Below are 16608 nucleotides of genomic sequence, written 5' to 3'. Positions count from 1 at the left end.
GGCGCGGGAATCAATACCGCGCCAATTTTTGCGCCTACACGCCTAGCCGATACGACTGGACGTACGCTGCGAATTTTGACCGCACAATGCGCCCACAAGTGCCGCTGGGCAGTGTTGGAGTCGCGATGCTTCAGGTACAATTGCGCCCTCTCCAATTCCCGGGGCCTCGCGCGATCTTCTGCGGCGCGGGGTCTCCAACCTGATTCAGGTTCACATTCAGACAAGAGGCAAACTCCCGCGATGCTAGTTCTGCGTGGTGCTCCCGCACTGTCGAAATTCCGCCATCAAAAATTGCTCAATCAACTGCGTGCGCTGCAGCCCGCGATTGGCGATGTCTATGCCGAGTTCGTGCATTTCGCCGACAGCAAAAAGCTGGACAAGAAGGAGCAGGCGCTGCTCGAGAGACTGTTGCAGTACGGTCCCACCGAGGAAAAGCACCAGCCCGAAGGCGAGCTGCTTTTGGTTGTTCCGCGCCCGGGCACCATCTCGCCCTGGTCGTCCAAGGCGACCGATATCGCGCACAACGCCGGCCTGACCCAGATTCACCGCCTCGAGCGCGGCATCGCCTATTACATTAGCGGCGTCGAATTAACCGCAGCTGAACGGCAAGCCCTGGCGGACCAGCTGCACGATCGCATGGTGGAGTCGGTGTTTTCCGGCTTCGACCAGGCGGAACAGCTGTTCCACGAAGACAAGCCGCGCCAGCTGACCAAGGTCGATGTACTCGACGGCGGCCGTTCGGCGCTGGAAGAGGCCAACGTCAGCCTGGGGCTGGCGCTGGCGGAAGATGAGATCGACTACCTGCTGACCAGCTTCCAGGATCTGGAGCGCAATCCCACCGATGTGGAGTTGATGATGTTCGCCCAGGCGAACTCCGAGCACTGTCGCCACAAGATTTTCAACGCCAGCTGGACTATCGATGGCGAGGACATGCCGCACTCCCTGTTTGGCATGATCAAGAACACCTACCAGAAGGGCGGTGACAATGTGCTGTCCGCCTACGCGGACAATGCCGCGGTGGTGACGGGTCACAGGGCCGGTCGTTTCTATCCGGACCCGGAAACCAAGGAATACGGCTTCAGTATCGAGCCGATCCATATGCTGATGAAGGTGGAGACCCACAACCACCCGACCGCCATCGCGCCATTCCCGGGTGCCGGTACCGGTGCCGGTGGTGAAATCCGCGACGAGGGCGCCGTGGGCCGCGGTTCCAAGCCCAAGGTGGGCCTGACCGGCTTTACCGTATCGAACCTGCAGATTCCCGGGTACGAACAGCCCTGGGAAGCCGATTACGGCAAGCCCGGGCGAATCGTCACCGCGCTGGATATCATGGTCGAGGGCCCGATCGGTGGCGCTGCATTCAACAACGAATTCGGCCGCCCGAACATTTGCGGCTATTTCCGCACCTTCGAAGAGGATTTCGGCGACGAGCGCCGCGGCTACCACAAGCCGATCATGATCGCCGGCGGCTACGGCAATATCCGCGAAGAACATATCGACAAGCCCGAGTTCGCACCCGGCGCCAAGCTGGTGGTGCTCGGCGGCCCAGCCATGCTGATCGGCCTCGGTGGCGGCGCCGCCTCCAGTATGGCCAGCGGCTCCAGCTCCGAAGACCTGGACTTCGCCTCGGTACAGCGCCAGAACCCGGAGATCGAGCGCCGCTGCCAGGAAGTGATCGACCAGTGCTGGCAGCTGGGCGACAAGAACCCGATCGCCTTTATCCACGATGTCGGCGCCGGCGGCCTGTCCAATGCCTTCCCGGAACTGGTCAAGGACGGCGGCACCGGTGGCAATTTCGAGCTGCGCAACGTGCCCTGCGACGAGCCGGGTATGAGCCCGCTGGAGATCTGGTGCAACGAATCCCAGGAGCGCTACGTGCTGGCAGTGATGCCGCAGGACCTGGAGCGTTTCGAGAAGATCTGCGAGCGCGAGCGGGCGCCTTTCGCCGTGGTCGGCGAGGCGACCGCAGAGAAGCGCCTGCTGCTGAATGACAAGGAGTTCGACGCCCAGCCGGTCGACCTGCCCATGTCCGTGCTGTTCGGCAAGCCGCCGCGCATGCACCGCGATGCGGAAAAGCGTGTGGTGGAAAGCAAGGCGTTCAGCACCAAGGATATCGACCTGAACGAGGCCGCCGAACGCGTGCTGCGCCTGCCAACCGTGGCGAGCAAGAGCTTCCTGATCACCATCGGCGACCGCACGGTGACTGGCCAGGTGGCCCGCGACCAGATGGTTGGTCCCTGGCAGGTGCCGGTGGCGGACTGTGCGGTAACCACGGTTTCCTACGACAGCTACGCCGGCGAAGCCATGGCCATGGGCGAGCGCACGCCGGTGGCGTTGCTGGACGCACCGGCCTCCGGTCGCCTGGCGGTGGGTGAGGCAATCACCAATATCGCCTGTACCCCGATCGAGCAGCTGTCTGACATCAAGCTGTCCGCCAACTGGATGTGCGCCGCCGGCCACCCGGGCGAAGAGGAAAAGCTCTACCGCACGGTAGAAGCCGTGGGTATGGACCTGTGTCCGGAGCTGGGCATCACCATCCCGGTGGGCAAGGACTCCATGTCCATGCGCACCGCCTGGAACGATGGCGGTGAAGACAAGGCGGTCACCGCGCCGCTGTCCCTGGTTATCTCCGCCTTCTCGCCGGTCACCGACGTGCGCAAGACCGCTACGCCGCAGCTGCGCACCGACAAGGGCGACACCGAGCTGCTGCTGGTCGATCTGGGTGCGGGCAAAAACCGTCTCGGCGGTTCCTGTCTGGCGCAGGTATACAACCAGCTGGGCGATGTACCAGCGGACCTGGACAGCGCCAAGAAGCTGAAAGGCTTCTTCGAGGTAGTGCAGAAGCTGCTGAAAGATGACCTGATCTACGCCTACCACGACCGCTCCGACGGCGGCCTGTTTGCCGCGGTGGCGGAGATGATGTTTGCCGGCCGCGTCGGCCTCGACCTGGATATCTGGGAGCTGGGCGCCGACCCGGTAGCGGCACTGTTCAGCGAAGAGCTGGGCGCGGTACTGCAGGTGCCTGCCTGCGACGCGCGGATGCTGGTGAAGACCTTCGGTGAGAAGGGCATTCCGGCGCACCAGATTGGCTACATCAATAATTGCGATCGCCTGCGCATCAACAACAGCGGTGTGGAAATCTACAATCGCACGCGGACGGAACTGCAGCAGATCTGGTCCGAAACCAGCTACCGCATCCAATCGCTACGCGACAATGCCGACTGCGCAGCGCAGGAATTTGCCGCGATTGCCAAGGACGACCCGGGCCTGTCGGTAAACCTGACCTACGACATCAACGAGGACATCAGTGCGCCCTACATCAGCAAGGGCGTGCGGCCGAAGATAGCCGTTTTGCGCGAGCAGGGCGTCAACAGTCAGGTGGAGATGGCGCACTCCTTCCACCGCGCCGGCTTCAACGCCGTCGACGTGCACATGAGCGATATTCTCGCCGGTCGCGTCAGCCTGGATGAATTCAAGGGCCTGGTCGGCTGCGGCGGCTTCTCCTACGGCGACGTTCTGGGTGCCGGTGAGGGCTGGGCCAAGACGATCCTGTTCCACTCTCGTGCGCGGGACCAGTTCGAGGCCTTCTTCAACCGCAAGGACACTTTCGGCCTGGGGGTGTGCAACGGCTGTCAGATGTTCTCGGTGATCAAGGAGCTGATTCCCGGCGCGGGTCACTGGCCGCGTTTTGTGCGCAACCTGTCCGAACAATACGAGGCGCGCTTCGCGCTGGTGGGTGTCGAGGATTCTCCATCGGTGTTGTTCAAGGGCATGGCCGGTTCCTATATGCCAGTGGCGGTCGCCCACGGCGAGGGTCGCGTGGAATTCGCGGACCAGAAAGCGCTGGAGACCTGTGAGCAGTCCGGCACCATCGCCATGCGCTTCCTGAATAACAAACAGCAGATTACCGAAACCTATCCGGCCAACCCGAACGGCTCGGTTAACGGTATCACCTCGCTCTGCTCCGAAGACGGTCGCGTCACCATCATGATGCCGCACCCGGAGCGCGTCGCCCGCGCCGTCAGCAACAGCTGGCACCCGGACGACTGGCAGGAGGATTCCGGCTGGATGCGCCTGTTCCGCAATGCGCGTGTATTTGTCGACTAAGTCGATTCGCTCGCAAACCCGAAAAAGCCCGTTCAAATGAGCGGGCTTTTTTTGTGCTCGAATTTGGCTTCCTGTTCGCGATAGACAGCGATTCCCGCAGTCAGTGTGCTTTCGGCACTGAGGGGGCAGCTTGATTAATGTGACCTGGATTACACCGACATATCGGTCGCCGCGACTGCTATTTCTGGGTACAGGATAGAAATTGTTCCTTTCTCGTTATAAATCAGATAGTTACCAATCGTTATGGGGAATGGGGATAGTAGCCGTCACGATCGATTTACACAAAATTGCTGAGCAGCCAAACAGGCTGAAGGCTTGACGATACGGTCCTTTGACGACATTCTGCTGTGAATGTCTTAAAAAGATATCGGTCGGAGGGATAGCAGTCCTGACGACTTCGATACAAATGTTATGCGTAAAGGAAATATATGGGACTTCATGTAAACGCAATCTCAGATTTTCCTATGTCAGAGGAAAGGGATTACTACCTATATGTCCTCGATTACTACAATTGGGATGAGCCGATTTCTAATACATTGATGGCCAACCTTCCAAAAATTGCAACGCTTTGCGCGCAGAATAACGCAGTTATGGTGCAGGGATTACCGGACAGTCATTTTTACTCCGAGGTTCTTTCGTGGGTAAAAATTAACGGGCAAGACCCAAGTATGATTTTGCCTGCATTAATGATAACGACAGTTCACCCTAGATACTTCATTGAGGCAAATTGCGGGGAGGCGAAGTCTGAGATCACAGATTCTCTCATTTTTTTAAATATTCGGGAGATCTGTAAGCAGCCTGATGATGTCGTGAATTTAATCCAGAATATTTTTATAGATATTAAAGAAAAAAATACGATAGAAAATTTTGCTATTACTAAAGAGCTGAGAGCGAATGAAAATGGCGCTTTAGTTGATGCGCTAATTCTCGAGCCAAATTTTGCCGGGCTGGGGGTAAATATTAAGAAATTGGTGGCATGGGGAAAGGCGCGCTTAACAAAGCAATGCAGCTGACGGCTTACTTTTTGCACGGCCGCTGCGCTCCTATTGTCGTGCAAAAAGCACACAAGGTAAGCCGCAGCTGATTGCGGCGTTATGTTTAAGACTTACCCAGGAATAGTAAGGACAGAGTAAATGAAAGGAATTTTTAGCTCAGTAATATTTACAATGTTTTTTCTGCTTAGCTCGGTTGGGCATTCAATCACAGAGCAGAAAGAAAAAGATATTAAAGAGTTACTCGTTCAAATGGGAAACTCAGAAATGGCTGAGGAACTAGCAAATTCGATGGTATCAATTGCAATTTCACAGGAAAAGCAAAGGCACCCTGACTTGCCAAAAAAAGTAGAGCATATTCTTTCCAAAATCATCTACGATGTTGTGATTGAACATGCTCCTGAGCTAGATGAAATGACTATTCCTCTGTATGACAAGTACTATACCCATCAAGAAATAAAAGACCTCATCATTTTCTTCAAAACACCAACGGGCAAAAAGTATGCATCAGTATTGACACCAATGATGCAAGATATAATGCCTGTGGCTCAGGCGTGGGCTAGAAAAATTGCACCTATAGCGTCGGTACATGCTCAGCAAGAATTGGCAAAGCACGGGTACAAGTAACATAACGAGGTGCGGCAGCCGATGTCTTAATTTGTACGCTTTTTGCATAGTCGCTACGCTCCTATTTTCGTGCAAAAAGCACACAAAGCAAGCCGCTACTGTGCACGGCGTTAGGTGATGGGCGGCAGATGAAGGATTCATTATTAGATGCCCTAGAAGCCTTTGATCGCTGGGTCGACCATGGGAATTCTACGATTCCATTGCCAATTCGTTGGCGCCCGAGGAGCGCCGTGGATTTGAGGCAGTCTGGTTGGCTGCAACAAATGAGAATCTGTGGGCGTCTCACGCTGATATTGGCTCTGCAGCCAAAAGCGCCAGGAGCCATATTGCAGGCGAATTTCCTTGGCTTTCCGCAAAGGCATTAGAGCATCTGGTAAACGGAGCATCATATCAGTGGCAGTAGAAGCACCATGCAAGCGCAAGCAATTTGCTTCGGCCCCTCGGGCCTCCGCGGGAGGACCTACGCTATGCGCTTCGCGTATCAACAGCGGAGGCCGCCCCAGCTGCTGAGGTTAGGAGTTTATAGGGGGTAAAAAATGTGGCTATGCCAAAAATGCGAAAGAGAATTTACGCGTAAAAATCAAAGACACGTCTGTGGCACAGGAAATCGAGAAGACGTAATACGAGATAGGCCACAATCAGTCGTGGAAGTTTATAGCGCGATTGAAAAATTTATTTGTAAGTTAGGCAAAGTCGAAATCGTTACCAGAGATAGATATGTCCTTTTTCGAAGTTCCCGGATATTTGTCGATCTATCAATAATGAAAGACGTGGTTCGTATTGCTATCCATATTGGGCGAACAGTCAAAAGCCCTATTTTTATAAAGGTCGTTGATGACGACAAGAAAGTTACACACGTAGCTAAAATTGGAAATCTTGTTGAGCTAAGAGAAATAGAACCATTAATAAAAGAGGCGTATGAGCTTTCTTTGTCCTAGCGGCCTAGCTCTTAACAAGGTGCGGCATCCGGCGTTGATCTTTACCCGCTTTAGCGGACATCGGCTTTGGCGTGCAGATCTTCCAAACGGCGATGGACTGTTTTCAATACCACCTCTGTCGGCAATGAGCGTACTCCCGCCATTGAGAGAGAGATCTTCTGCCAGAAGAAGAGGTAAGGTTTTCGGTAGATACTAGATGGTACGGGCGCCGTTTGAGCACAGTTTCGAGCGAGCTATTTGTTTTCTGGTCTACTATTCCCTGTCGGTCCGGAAAAAATGATATTTCCTGCTACACTTAAAAAGTAACTCACAATAACTTTTTAAATATGGTGCAGGTTCCGGAATTGGTCATTGAATACATCAGTTTGCTCCCTCCGCAGCGCAGTGAGCGGATACAGGCACTGCATCAATTTATCGTCAAGCTCTTTCCCAAGGCGCAGGTTTCCCTGAAATACAAGATGCCTACCTATGAAGTGGATAGTGGTTGGGTCGCCGTGGCCAGCCAGAAACACTATGTCTCCCTTTACACCTGTGCCCGAGAGCATATTCAGTCCTACATCGATATTCATCCCGATACAAAGTGCGGTACCGGCTGCCTGAATTTCCGCGACAGCGATGAAATTGCCTGGGCAGACCTGAAGCCGGTGTTGTCTTCCGCGTTCAGCAGGGATCACTAAGGAGGTTGTTATGACATACAACGAAGAGCTGGCAGAAAAAGTGCGTGAATTGCTGGGGAGCAACGATGGACTTACGGAAAAGCGTATGTTCGGCGGCCTGGCATTTATGCTGAACGGCAATATGGCCTGCGGTGTGGTTGGAGAGGAGCTGATGGTGCGTGTCGGTCCGGACAACTACCAGGAAGCGCTGGCCGAACGCTATACCAGGCCGATGGATTTTACCGGGCGGCCGCTCAAGGGCATGGTGTATGTGGAAGAAGATGCAGTTGCGGCGGACCTGGGGGATTGGGTGAGTCGCGGTGCCGAGTTCGCCGGCTCACTGCCGCCCAAGTAATCCAAGGCCGGGGGCAGCTCTACCCGTGTCAGAATTGGCGCTTCCCCGTCAACCGCTTGCTGGCGCGGCTCAGGCTGAGGCCGTTTGTCCGGTGCAGTGCTGCGTGTATCTCCCAGCCTCCGACAGTTCCCCGTCCAGATCCATGCCGAAAGCCGCGTGCAGTTTGTCTGACAACTGTTCCAGACTCGACCCCGCGAGATCCGGTACCCGGTCCCTTCGGGTCGGCCCCGACAACCCAGGATAATTCTTACGGAAGCGTTAGAGTGCGCTCCGCATTTGGCAGATTTCGGCTGCGATGATTTCTGCTGGCGTGTCGTTTCACTAGCAGTGAGGTTGCCGGCTCAATAGTTTGCTATTGAGATGGCCGGATTTCGATGAGGCCGATTCGCTCCTTCTCCTACCGCCGTCCCCGGTGCTGCCCTACACTGATTCCCATACTCCGAACGCAGAGGTGCCCGACGCTGGCGCCGTTTGTTCCAATCGCAGCGAGGCAAAATCCGCGATGACCACCGTGACGCTGAACAATGGAGTCGAAATCCCCCAGTTGGGATTCGGAACCGCCGCCATTGGTGAATGGCAGCAGGATGACAGCTATGTCACCGAAACCCTTCTGAAGGGCATGTCCATCGGCTACCGGCATTTCGATACTGCATCTGTTTACGGCAACGAGCGTGCGCTGGGCCGGGCTATCAAGGAGTCCGGACTGCCGCGGCAGGAACTGTTTATCACCAGTAAGGTTTGGGATTCGGAGCAGGGCAGGGACACACGCGACGCATTCGAGCGCAGCCTCGAGCGCCTGCAGCTCGACTACCTGGACCTCTACCTGATTCACTGGCCACTGCCGGCCTACACCAGGGAGACCTGGGAGGCGATGGAAAATCTGTACGCGGAGAAAAAAGTTCGCGCGCTGGGCCTGTCGAATTTTCGCGAATCCGATATCGAGCAGCTCGCCACTTTCGCCAATATCAGGCCCACTTGTAACCAGATAGAACTACATCCGTATCTGACCCAGAAAACATTGGTGGACTATTGTCAGTTCCACAAGATTGCCGTCGCCGTCTGGTCGCCGCTGGGATCGGGCAGCTGGAGTGGCGTGAAAAAGAGTGAAAAGCCCATCAGCGACCCGCTCATCGTCGAACTGGCGGAAAAGCACGGAGTGAGCGTCGGGCAGATTATCCTGAAGTGGAACATCCAGCAGCACCGCATTGTGATTCCGAAGGCGGAAAGCCTGGATAATATCCGCAATAATTTCCTGCTGGCAGATGTCCACTTGAGTGAAGAGGAGCTGCAGGCAATCGACGGCCTCAATCGCGATCTTCGCTTTGGCGCGGACCCAGACACTGCCCAGGAGATAAACAAAAACATTCCGGTACCCGATTAGGCGTGCGGTTTTATACCGACAACGCCCAGCACGCAGGGCAACAGATAGAGGTTACCCGTTTGCGCGATGCAGCTTTCGGGTAATTTCATAGGTGGCGATCGCACAGGCCGTGGCGACGTTCATGGAAGAGTTGGTGCCGTGCATTGGAATGTGCACTGTGGTATCAGCCAGTTCCAGTATTTCCCGTGGCACCCCGTCTTTTTCCGAACCGAGAATCAGGCAGATTTTGTCCTGCCCATCAATTTTGAGTCGGTCCAACTCGATACTGTTCGAAGTGATCTCCAGGCAAACCAGCCTGTAACCCTGGTCCCGCAGATTGCGCGCCGTTTCCAGGGCGTTCTCCGCGTAGGCGTAGTCGACGTTCTTTTCCGTCGACCGGGAAATTTTTCGGAGCTTGGAGTTCGGCGGGGTTAGGGACTTGCCGGCCAGATAGACTTTCTCGACGGCCAGCGCATCGGCTATTCGGAAAAGCCCGCCGACATTACTTGGCGTACGAATATCGATGGCGAGATAGCACAGTGGGTACAGTGTCGAAGTGGGCTTGTGTTCACTGTGATCCGTCTGCATGACCGTCGTCGCTAATCTAGCGGGCGTTTCTATTGAAGGTAGAACGGCGTCTAGGCCGGTGTGGCGGAAGTGGCCACTTTGTTGGCTTCGCGTTGCGCTTTCCGGTGGCGCATCTGTTCGACCAGCGAGGGCTCCCGCTCCGCCTTCAGGTTCTGTACCCGCAGGGCCTCCCGGTAAACCTTGTCCGAGACGATGTATTCCTCGGCGCGCTGATTGATATCGCTGTAGCGCGCATTCAGTTCGGCGATTTTGGTCGAGAGATGCTCCAGGTCGAGAATACCATCGAAGTAGAGGGCAATCAGGCGTTCGCACTCGCGGGCGATGGCCAGGTACTCATTGCCTATCTCGCGGTGTCCCTCGTAATTTTTCTTGAAATTGAAAAACGTCTGCACGCCGCCGAGCAGGGCGGTGAGCAGTGCCAGGGCGGCGCCGGCCCACTTGGTCCAGTCCGGCAGTTCGGCGTTGATCAGGGAAAAGAACAGTGAGCCCAGGAACAGGTTAATTACCACGATCGGTACACCGCACAGCACATGCAGGTTGCGGCCCTTCATGGAGGCGCGGAAGTGGCTGTGCTTGCACAGGTGGGCGTTCCAGCGGAGTTTGTCCAGGACTTCAATGGTATTGGGGATGGTGTGGGGGATATTGCTCATGAATCCATTCGGCCCCGCGGGCATCTTGCTGTCGGTGGCTATAGTTTGCCGATTGACAGCCAGAAGTACAGGGCCGCGTGGAGGTTCAGGAAAGATCCGTAACGGATCGCCTGGCCGTCAGGTCGGCGAAGCGGGGCGCGCCGATCACAATCGAAATCAGCGCAGCGGCGCCCAGCAGCCAGCAATACTGGATGTTGCTCACCAGCGCCAGCGGCGATACCCGGGCCAGGGATGAGGCCAGCAGCACCTGGGCGCCGTAGGGCAGCAAACCCTGCACCGCACATGAGAAGATATCCAGCAGGCTGGCGCTGCGGCGCGGATCGACTCGATAGCGCGCGGCGATGTCTTTCGCCAGGCTGCCGCTCAGCAGTATCGCCACCGTGTTGTTGGCGGTACAGACATTCGTCAGGGCTACCGCAGCACTGATTCCCAGCTCGCCGCTACGCGCATTGCGTTCGCGTCGGCCGCCGCTACGGCTGATGTGGTCGATCGCGTTGGCCAGCCACGCCAGGCCACCCTGGGTTTTCATCATCGCTCCCAGTCCGCCGATCAGCAGTGACAGCAGCAGAATCTCCTGCATGCTGCTGTAGCCGGCATAGATGTCCCTGGACAGACTGGCCAGACTGTACTCCGGCTGCAGTCCCAAGCCGATGGCACCGGCGAGCAATATGCCGGTGAACAGCACCAGCAGTACATTGACCCCGGCTACCGCCAGTACCAGTACCGCGACATAGGGCAGTAGCCGCAGCAGCTCATAGTCACCTGGTGCGGCGATGGCTGTGGTAGCTCCCTGTCCAATACTTTGGAAGTAGAGCCACGCAAGCGTGAGCACTGCGGCGGGCATGGCGATGCGGACGTTCATGCGGAACTTGTCCCGCATCTCTACACCCTGGGTGCGGGTGGCGGCGATAGTCGTATCGGAGATGATCGACAGGTTGTCGCCGAACATGGCCCCGCCGACGACGGTGCCCACCGTCAGCAGCAGTGGCAGATCCGTCGCGTCCGCGACGCCGACGGCAATCGGTGCTATGGCAGCCACGGTTCCCATGGAGGTGCCCATGGCGGTGGCGACAAAGGCGGTGATCAGAAAGAGCCCCGGCAGCACCAGCTCGGCGGGAATCACGCTGAGGCCGAAATTTACCGTTGCGTCCACGCCACCGATGGCTTTGGCCACACTGGCGAAGCCGCCGGCCAGCAGATAGATGAGTGCCATGGTGACGATGGTGTGATCGCCGACGCCGTGAATAAACGTCTCGATGCGGCGGTTCAGTGAACCGCGGGCAAGCAACAGCGCCAGCGCAATGGCCGGCAGAATCGCGACCGGGGCGGAGATCTGGTAGAAGGCCATCTCGACGCCCTGGGACTGATACCAGAGACCGCTGCCGACAAACAGGGCCAGAAACAGGGCGAGAGGTAAGAGTGCCAGCGGGGTTGCTTTGGTCATGGTTACTGCTTCGACGTAAAGCCTGGGCGGAGAAGGGGGCGGATTATAAGGGCTGGTCAAAGGCTGACCAATAATTCTTTGGCAGGAAGTCGTCGAAATTCGTTATATCCAGTGAGCCGGTCCGCCCCGCGCAAATGTTTTTTGGGGCGGGCGTTGTTGGAGCTGCACTATTGTTGGAGCTGCACTATAGCGGGGTTTTCCTGCAGTGCATTTCATCAGCGCCGTAGCCCCAGATGATTTTGGCTTCACCCTGATGCTCCCACAGGCTCTCATTGCGGCCCTGATATTTGCTGCCACTGGCGCTGGGCTGCAGAAACATCAGCGAAACACTGTCGCCGCGCTCGGCTATCAGCGTCGGCGGATCGGTCTGGAAGTAAGTGGCCACTACTTCGTTGGCTGGGTTGTCGCCGCAGACATAAGTCACCGGGCCCGTTGCCGCTACCAGGCGGTAGCGCGCCTGCAGTTCGGCGATCCGGCGCTGGTACTCGTCGGCAACACAGTTTCTTTTGTCGTCGCTTTTCCAGCATTCATTGCGCCCCTTGATCCAGCCGCGCTGTTCAGCCTTCAGCAGCGGTGGCCGCTCATTTGCAGCCTTGGCCGATGCCTTCGCATAGACATCGGCCAGCTTGCGGTCGAGCGCGGCCAGCTCGGCGTCGCTGCAGACCATGGCCTCGATGCTGCCGGTCTCCACACCTTCGCAGGAGTAAGAAGGCCCCTCGTCCCGGGCAGAACAGCCCGTGACCCAGGTGCCGGAAACGAGCAGGAGAAGGACTGAAGTCATCCAGCGGGCCGAGCGCATTGCCATCATCGGTTGTCTCCTGAGAGGCTCTTGTAGTGCCGAGGACCTTAGTAATCATAGCCCCGGCGCAGCCGATACGTGGATCGGTGACCACAAGCCGTCGAATGCCGGTATCCTATAGAAGACGGCGGTGACGGCAGCGTGGCGGTTACGGCCATCGTGCCGGCCTGATAATAACAACGCAAATTATAAACGGCCGAAAAGGCGCGACAGACTCTCTTGGGGGAATTCGACAATGGCGATTGCGCGGCAGCACTTCGTGGTTATAGGTCCGGTACTGGCCGCAGCATTTTATTTCCTGCTGAGTGGTATGGGCATGCCGTATCCGGCGGCGGTGACGGCGGCAATCACGCTGCTGACCGTGATCTGGTGGATCACCGAAGCGCTGCCGATACCCGCCACGTCACTGGTGCCCTTTGTGCTGTTACCGCTGTTCGGCGTGGCTGATCACAAGCTGGTGGCTTCATCGCTCGGCAGCCACGTGATCCTGCTGCTGATGGGCGCCTTTATTCTGTCGAAGGCGCTGGAGAAGAGTGGCGCGCACGAGCGCCTGGCGCTGTACATGCTGACAGTTGTCGGCGTTTCCAGCGGGCGGCGGCTGGTGCTGGGCTTTATGCTGGCGGCGGGTCTGCTGAGCATGTGGATCTCCAATACCGCTACCACCCTGATGATGCTGCCGATCGCGCTGGCGATTCTGTCGCGGGCCAATAACCAGCGCCTCAATATTGCCCTGATTCTCGGCATCGCCTACGCGGCCAGCCTCGGCGGCGTGGGCACTCCCATCGGCACACCGCCCAATGTGATTTTTATGGGCATCTACGAGGAAGTCACCGGGCGGGAATTCAGCTTTGTCAGCTGGCTTAAAATCGGTGTCCCGGTGGTGCTGCTGACGCTGCCGATCATGGCGCTGTGGCTGACGCGCAATGTCCACCTGGAAAAATCCCTGGAGCTGCCGACGATAGGCGCCTGGCGCAAAGAGGAGATCCGCACGCTGATGGTATTCGGTGTGGCGATTCTGGCGTGGATCACGCGCAGCGAGCCCTTCGGCGGCTGGAGCGGCTGGCTCGGTATCGACGGCGCCGGCGACAGCACCGTGGCCCTCGGCGCAGTGGTACTGATGTTTCTGGTGCCGAACGGCAAGGGCGGCCGCCTGCTGGACTGGCAGACTGCGGAAAACATTCCCTGGGGCATGTTGCTGCTGTTCGCCGGCGGGATTGCCATTGCCAAGGGTTTCGCCGCCTCCGGTCTCAGCGATATGCTCGGTAACGGCCTGTCCTTCCTCACCGCGATGCCGCTGTGGCTGATGCTGGTACTGCTGTGTCTGGCGGTGACTTTCCTGACGGAAATCACCAGCAATACGGCTACCGCGACTCTCCTGATGCCGATCCTCGCCGTCGCCGCAGAATCTGCCGGTTTCGACCCGATGGTACTGATGATCCCCGCCGCCATGTGCGCCAGCTGTGCGTTTATGCTGCCGGTGGCCACGGCCCCCAACGCAATCGCCTACGGCACCGGCAAGGTGCGGATGCAGGATATGGTGCGGGAAGGGGCCGTACTCAGCGTGGCGGCATCGCTGATTATCGCGGCGATGAGCTGGCTGCTGCTCGTATAGCGAAGCGCACAGATCCCTTTCCCAAAACGACTGAGGGTGTTGTGTCGGTGTCGAAATTTGGCCGGGAAAGTCGGCAAGTGCCAAAGACTAAAGCGCCAAACTCGACCGGGGTGAGTATCGCAAGAGCTATGACTATCGCTAGAGGTTAACGACTTGCAAGCGGTTGTAATGTGCTTTCGGGTGAAAAGGCATAGGAACTGCTTTAGGATTCTTTCGAACGTGGTACCAAAAACAATAATTGTCCACGGAGGACTTATGAAAGCTGCTGTCATCGCATTGATATGTGCACTGGCGTTAACCGGCTGCGGCAAACCGGATTCCGCTAAAACCGGGGATGCCGAACTTGCCAGCGCAATGGGCGAGGCACTATCCCCGCCGGTCGCCAAAAAAATTCCCCACAAGATGTCTATTCACGGCCACGAACGCATCGATAACTATTACTGGATGCGCGATGACCTGCGTAAAGATCCGAAAATCATCGCCCACCTGCAGCAGGAGAACGACTATAGCCAGGCGGTGATGAAGCACACCCGTGCACTCCAGGACACACTCTTTGAAGAAATTACCGGGCGATTGGAGGAAGACAAATCGACCGTGCCGGTCAAGGTTCGCGATTACTGGTATTACAGCCGCTATGTGCCTGGCCAGGAGTATCCCGTTTACGCACGCAAGAAAGGTGCCTTGCAGGGGGCGGAAGAAGTTCTGCTCGATGTCAACACACTCGCCGAGGGCAATGATTACTACCATGTCGGCCGGTCTGTTGTGTCGCCGAATGATCGGCTGCTGGCATATTCAGAGGATGGTGTCGGTCGCCGTATCTACAGTATCCGCTTCAAAGACCTGAAAACCGGCAAGTTGCTGCAGGATCGCCTGGAAAATGCGGAGCCGGAGCTGGTCTGGGCCAACGACAATCAGACGGTGTTCTACATAAACAAAGATCCACAGACACTGCTCGGCTACCAGGTAATGCGCCACAGGCTGGGTACGCCGCAGAGTGAGGATGTGCTTGTCTATGAGGAAGGCGACACTTCGTTTTACACCTGGCTCTCCAAGTCCCGGGATGGCGAACTCATCTATATCCATCACTACTCGACGCTGGTCAAGGGACTTTCGATGCTGGATGCCAATTCGCCGGAGGGCGAGTTCCAGCCTCTTCACCCCCTGGAAGCAGGGCTCGAATATTCCGCGAGGAAGCTGAAGGATGACTTCTATATTCTGACCAACTGGGAGGCCGAAAATTTCCGCCTGATGAAGGTTGCGGCAGGCGATGCCGGCGACAAATCCAAGTGGCGGGAAGTCCTCGCCCATCGTGCGGATGTATTGCTGGAAGACTTCACGACTTTTGATCGCCACCTCGCGATTGTCGAGCGCGAGAATGGGCAGAGCGCGCTGCGAATCATCGGGTTGGATAACGGCGATGATTTCACGGTCGGCTTCAACGACCCCATTTACCAACTCTACCTCGACGAGAACCCCAGTGTGGATTCCGACACTGTCCGGGTCGCTTATTCGAGCCTGACGACACCGAATACCATTTACGATACCAAACTCGCGACGGGCGATTTGCAGCTTATGAAACAGGACAAGGTGCCGGGCGACTTTGATCCTGCGCGCTATCAAAGTGAATACGTCAGCATAGTCGCTCGCGATGGGGCCGAGGTTCCGGTATCTCTGGCCTATCGCAAGGACCGGTTTAAACAGGATGGCAGTAACCCGCTGTTCCAGATCGGCTATGGCTCCTATGGCAACACGGTAGACCCCAGATTTCGCCCGGAAGTGATTTCGCTGCTCGACAGGGGCTTCGTATTTGCCATTGCCCATATTCGCGGCGGGCAGAAGCTGGGCCGAAAGTGGTATGAAGATGGGAAGATGTTCAACAAGAAGCATACATTCACCGACTTCATCGATGTGACCAAGGGACTAACCACACAAAAATACGGGGCCGCGGACAAGGTGTTTGCGGCGGGCGGCAGTGCGGGTGGGCTGTTGATGGGAGCGGTCGTCAATATGGAGCCGGGCCTCTATCGCGGCGTCACCGCGATGGTTCCGTTCGTGGATGTCGTCACTACCATGCTCGATGAATCCATTCCGCTTACGGTCAATGAGTACGACGAGTGGGGCAATCCCAACAACAAAGACAGCTACGAGTACATGCTGTCCTATTCCCCGTATGACCAGGTTAAGGCGCAGGATTACCCCAATATGCTGGTGACCACCGGCCTGCACGACTCCCAGGTGCAATATTTCGAGCCGATGAAGTGGGTGGCGAAATTACGCGAACTTAAAACGGACAACAATCGACTGATTTTCGATGTCGACATGGATGCCGGTCACGGCGGTGCCTCTGGCCGCTACCGCAGGTACAAGGATATTGCGTTGCAATACGCTTTCTACCTGGATTTGCTGGATAAGGGGCATTTGGCGGGGCCGACGGAATAGATCCGGCCGAAACCCGCAGCCGCAGCCCGGGAGACACCGGC

Annotated in this window: 13 protein-coding genes; 9 read left to right on the top strand and 4 right to left on the bottom strand. The window is 56.9% G+C overall.

The window, feature by feature from the left end:
• Positions 1–240: 240 nt before the first annotated feature.
• The 7 genes from purL to BUC36_RS04840 all read left to right on the top strand — a co-directional run bounded on the left by purL (position 241) and on the right by BUC36_RS04840 (position 9056).
• Entirely contained in the window at positions 241–4107 is a 3867-nt protein-coding gene (gene purL, locus BUC36_RS04865) for a phosphoribosylformylglycinamidine synthase (RefSeq protein ID WP_073272230.1), read from the top strand.
• A 428-nt stretch (positions 4108–4535) separates the two neighbouring features.
• Positions 4536–5120: a hypothetical protein gene (locus BUC36_RS04860; RefSeq protein ID WP_073272227.1), complete on the top strand. Its 585-nt coding sequence runs from the start codon at positions 4536–4538 to the stop codon at positions 5118–5120.
• Between the two features lie 120 nt (positions 5121–5240).
• Positions 5241–5726: a DUF2059 domain-containing protein gene (locus BUC36_RS04855; RefSeq protein ID WP_073272224.1), complete on the top strand. Its 486-nt coding sequence runs from the start codon at positions 5241–5243 to the stop codon at positions 5724–5726.
• Between the two features lie 536 nt (positions 5727–6262).
• On the top strand, positions 6263–6664 hold the full coding sequence (locus tag BUC36_RS19165) for a DUF5655 domain-containing protein (RefSeq protein WP_234994886.1): 402 nt from the start codon (positions 6263–6265) through the stop codon (positions 6662–6664).
• A gap of 344 nt (positions 6665–7008) precedes the next feature.
• Positions 7009–7341 carry a DUF1801 domain-containing protein gene (locus BUC36_RS04850; RefSeq protein WP_159435985.1) on the top strand — a complete coding sequence of 111 codons (333 nt, stop codon included), beginning with the start codon at positions 7009–7011 and terminating at the stop codon, positions 7339–7341.
• Between the two features lie 10 nt (positions 7342–7351).
• Positions 7352–7675 carry a TfoX/Sxy family protein gene (locus BUC36_RS04845; RefSeq protein WP_073272218.1) on the top strand — a complete coding sequence of 108 codons (324 nt, stop codon included), beginning with the start codon at positions 7352–7354 and terminating at the stop codon, positions 7673–7675.
• Positions 7676–8177: 502 nt separating this feature from the next.
• A complete protein-coding gene (locus tag BUC36_RS04840) occupies positions 8178–9056 on the top strand; it encodes an aldo/keto reductase (protein WP_073272215.1) in 879 nt (292 codons plus the stop codon).
• A gap of 51 nt (positions 9057–9107) precedes the next feature.
• Here the strand turns inward: BUC36_RS04840 and BUC36_RS04835 are convergent, their stop codons facing one another.
• The 4 genes from BUC36_RS04835 to BUC36_RS04820 all read right to left on the bottom strand — a co-directional run bounded on the left by BUC36_RS04835 (position 9108) and on the right by BUC36_RS04820 (position 12525).
• Positions 9108–9623, bottom strand: a complete 516-nt coding sequence (locus tag BUC36_RS04835; protein ID WP_073272212.1) for a TrmH family RNA methyltransferase — start codon at positions 9621–9623, stop codon at positions 9108–9110.
• Between the two features lie 50 nt (positions 9624–9673).
• Positions 9674–10273 carry an SLATT domain-containing protein gene (locus BUC36_RS04830; protein ID WP_073272209.1) on the bottom strand — a complete coding sequence of 200 codons (600 nt, stop codon included), beginning with the start codon at positions 10271–10273 and terminating at the stop codon, positions 9674–9676.
• A gap of 85 nt (positions 10274–10358) precedes the next feature.
• Positions 10359–11777, bottom strand: a complete 1419-nt coding sequence (locus BUC36_RS04825) for a Na+/H+ antiporter NhaC family protein (RefSeq protein ID WP_268778199.1) — start codon at positions 11775–11777, stop codon at positions 10359–10361.
• A 124-nt stretch (positions 11778–11901) separates the two neighbouring features.
• The gene (locus BUC36_RS04820) at positions 11902–12525 is read right to left on the bottom strand and encodes an MliC family protein (RefSeq protein WP_073272202.1); all 624 of its coding nucleotides are present in this window, start codon (positions 12523–12525) and stop codon (positions 11902–11904) included.
• Between the two features lie 226 nt (positions 12526–12751).
• Between BUC36_RS04820 and BUC36_RS04815 the strand changes: the two genes are divergently transcribed.
• On the top strand, positions 12752–14128 hold the full coding sequence (locus BUC36_RS04815) for an SLC13 family permease (RefSeq protein ID WP_073272199.1): 1377 nt from the start codon (positions 12752–12754) through the stop codon (positions 14126–14128).
• 255 nt (positions 14129–14383) lie between these two features.
• Positions 14384–16567: a S9 family peptidase gene (locus tag BUC36_RS04810; RefSeq protein ID WP_073272196.1), complete on the top strand. Its 2184-nt coding sequence runs from the start codon at positions 14384–14386 to the stop codon at positions 16565–16567.
• Positions 16568–16608: the final 41 nt, after the last annotated feature.

It is taken from the genome of Microbulbifer donghaiensis (genome assembly GCF_900129095.1).
Taxonomy (GTDB): domain Bacteria; phylum Pseudomonadota; class Gammaproteobacteria; order Pseudomonadales; family Cellvibrionaceae; genus Microbulbifer; species Microbulbifer donghaiensis.
Note: the sequence above shows the minus strand (reverse complement) of the source record. Positions and strands in the feature narration are given on the sequence as shown.

Bases quoted from the DNA above. Each gene is read 5' to 3' on its own strand.
- BUC36_RS04815 (WP_073272199.1), top strand. From the start codon at position 12,752: ATGGCGATTGCGCGGCAGCACTTCGTGGTTATAGGTCCGGTACTGGCC.
- BUC36_RS04860 (WP_073272227.1), top strand. From the start codon at position 4,536: ATGGGACTTCATGTAAACGCAATCTCAGATTTTCCTATGTCAGAGGAA.
- BUC36_RS04820 (WP_073272202.1), bottom strand. From the start codon at position 12,525: ATGATGGCAATGCGCTCGGCCCGCTGGATGACTTCAGTCCTTCTCCTG.
- purL (WP_073272230.1), top strand. From the start codon at position 241: ATGCTAGTTCTGCGTGGTGCTCCCGCACTGTCGAAATTCCGCCATCAA.
- BUC36_RS04830 (WP_073272209.1), bottom strand. From the start codon at position 10,273: ATGAGCAATATCCCCCACACCATCCCCAATACCATTGAAGTCCTGGAC.
- BUC36_RS04840 (WP_073272215.1), top strand. From the start codon at position 8,178: ATGACCACCGTGACGCTGAACAATGGAGTCGAAATCCCCCAGTTGGGA.
- BUC36_RS04845 (WP_073272218.1), top strand. From the start codon at position 7,352: ATGACATACAACGAAGAGCTGGCAGAAAAAGTGCGTGAATTGCTGGGG.
- BUC36_RS04855 (WP_073272224.1), top strand. From the start codon at position 5,241: ATGAAAGGAATTTTTAGCTCAGTAATATTTACAATGTTTTTTCTGCTT.
- BUC36_RS19165 (WP_234994886.1), top strand. From the start codon at position 6,263: ATGTGGCTATGCCAAAAATGCGAAAGAGAATTTACGCGTAAAAATCAA.
- BUC36_RS04810 (WP_073272196.1), top strand. From the start codon at position 14,384: ATGAAAGCTGCTGTCATCGCATTGATATGTGCACTGGCGTTAACCGGC.
- BUC36_RS04835 (WP_073272212.1), bottom strand. From the start codon at position 9,623: ATGCAGACGGATCACAGTGAACACAAGCCCACTTCGACACTGTACCCA.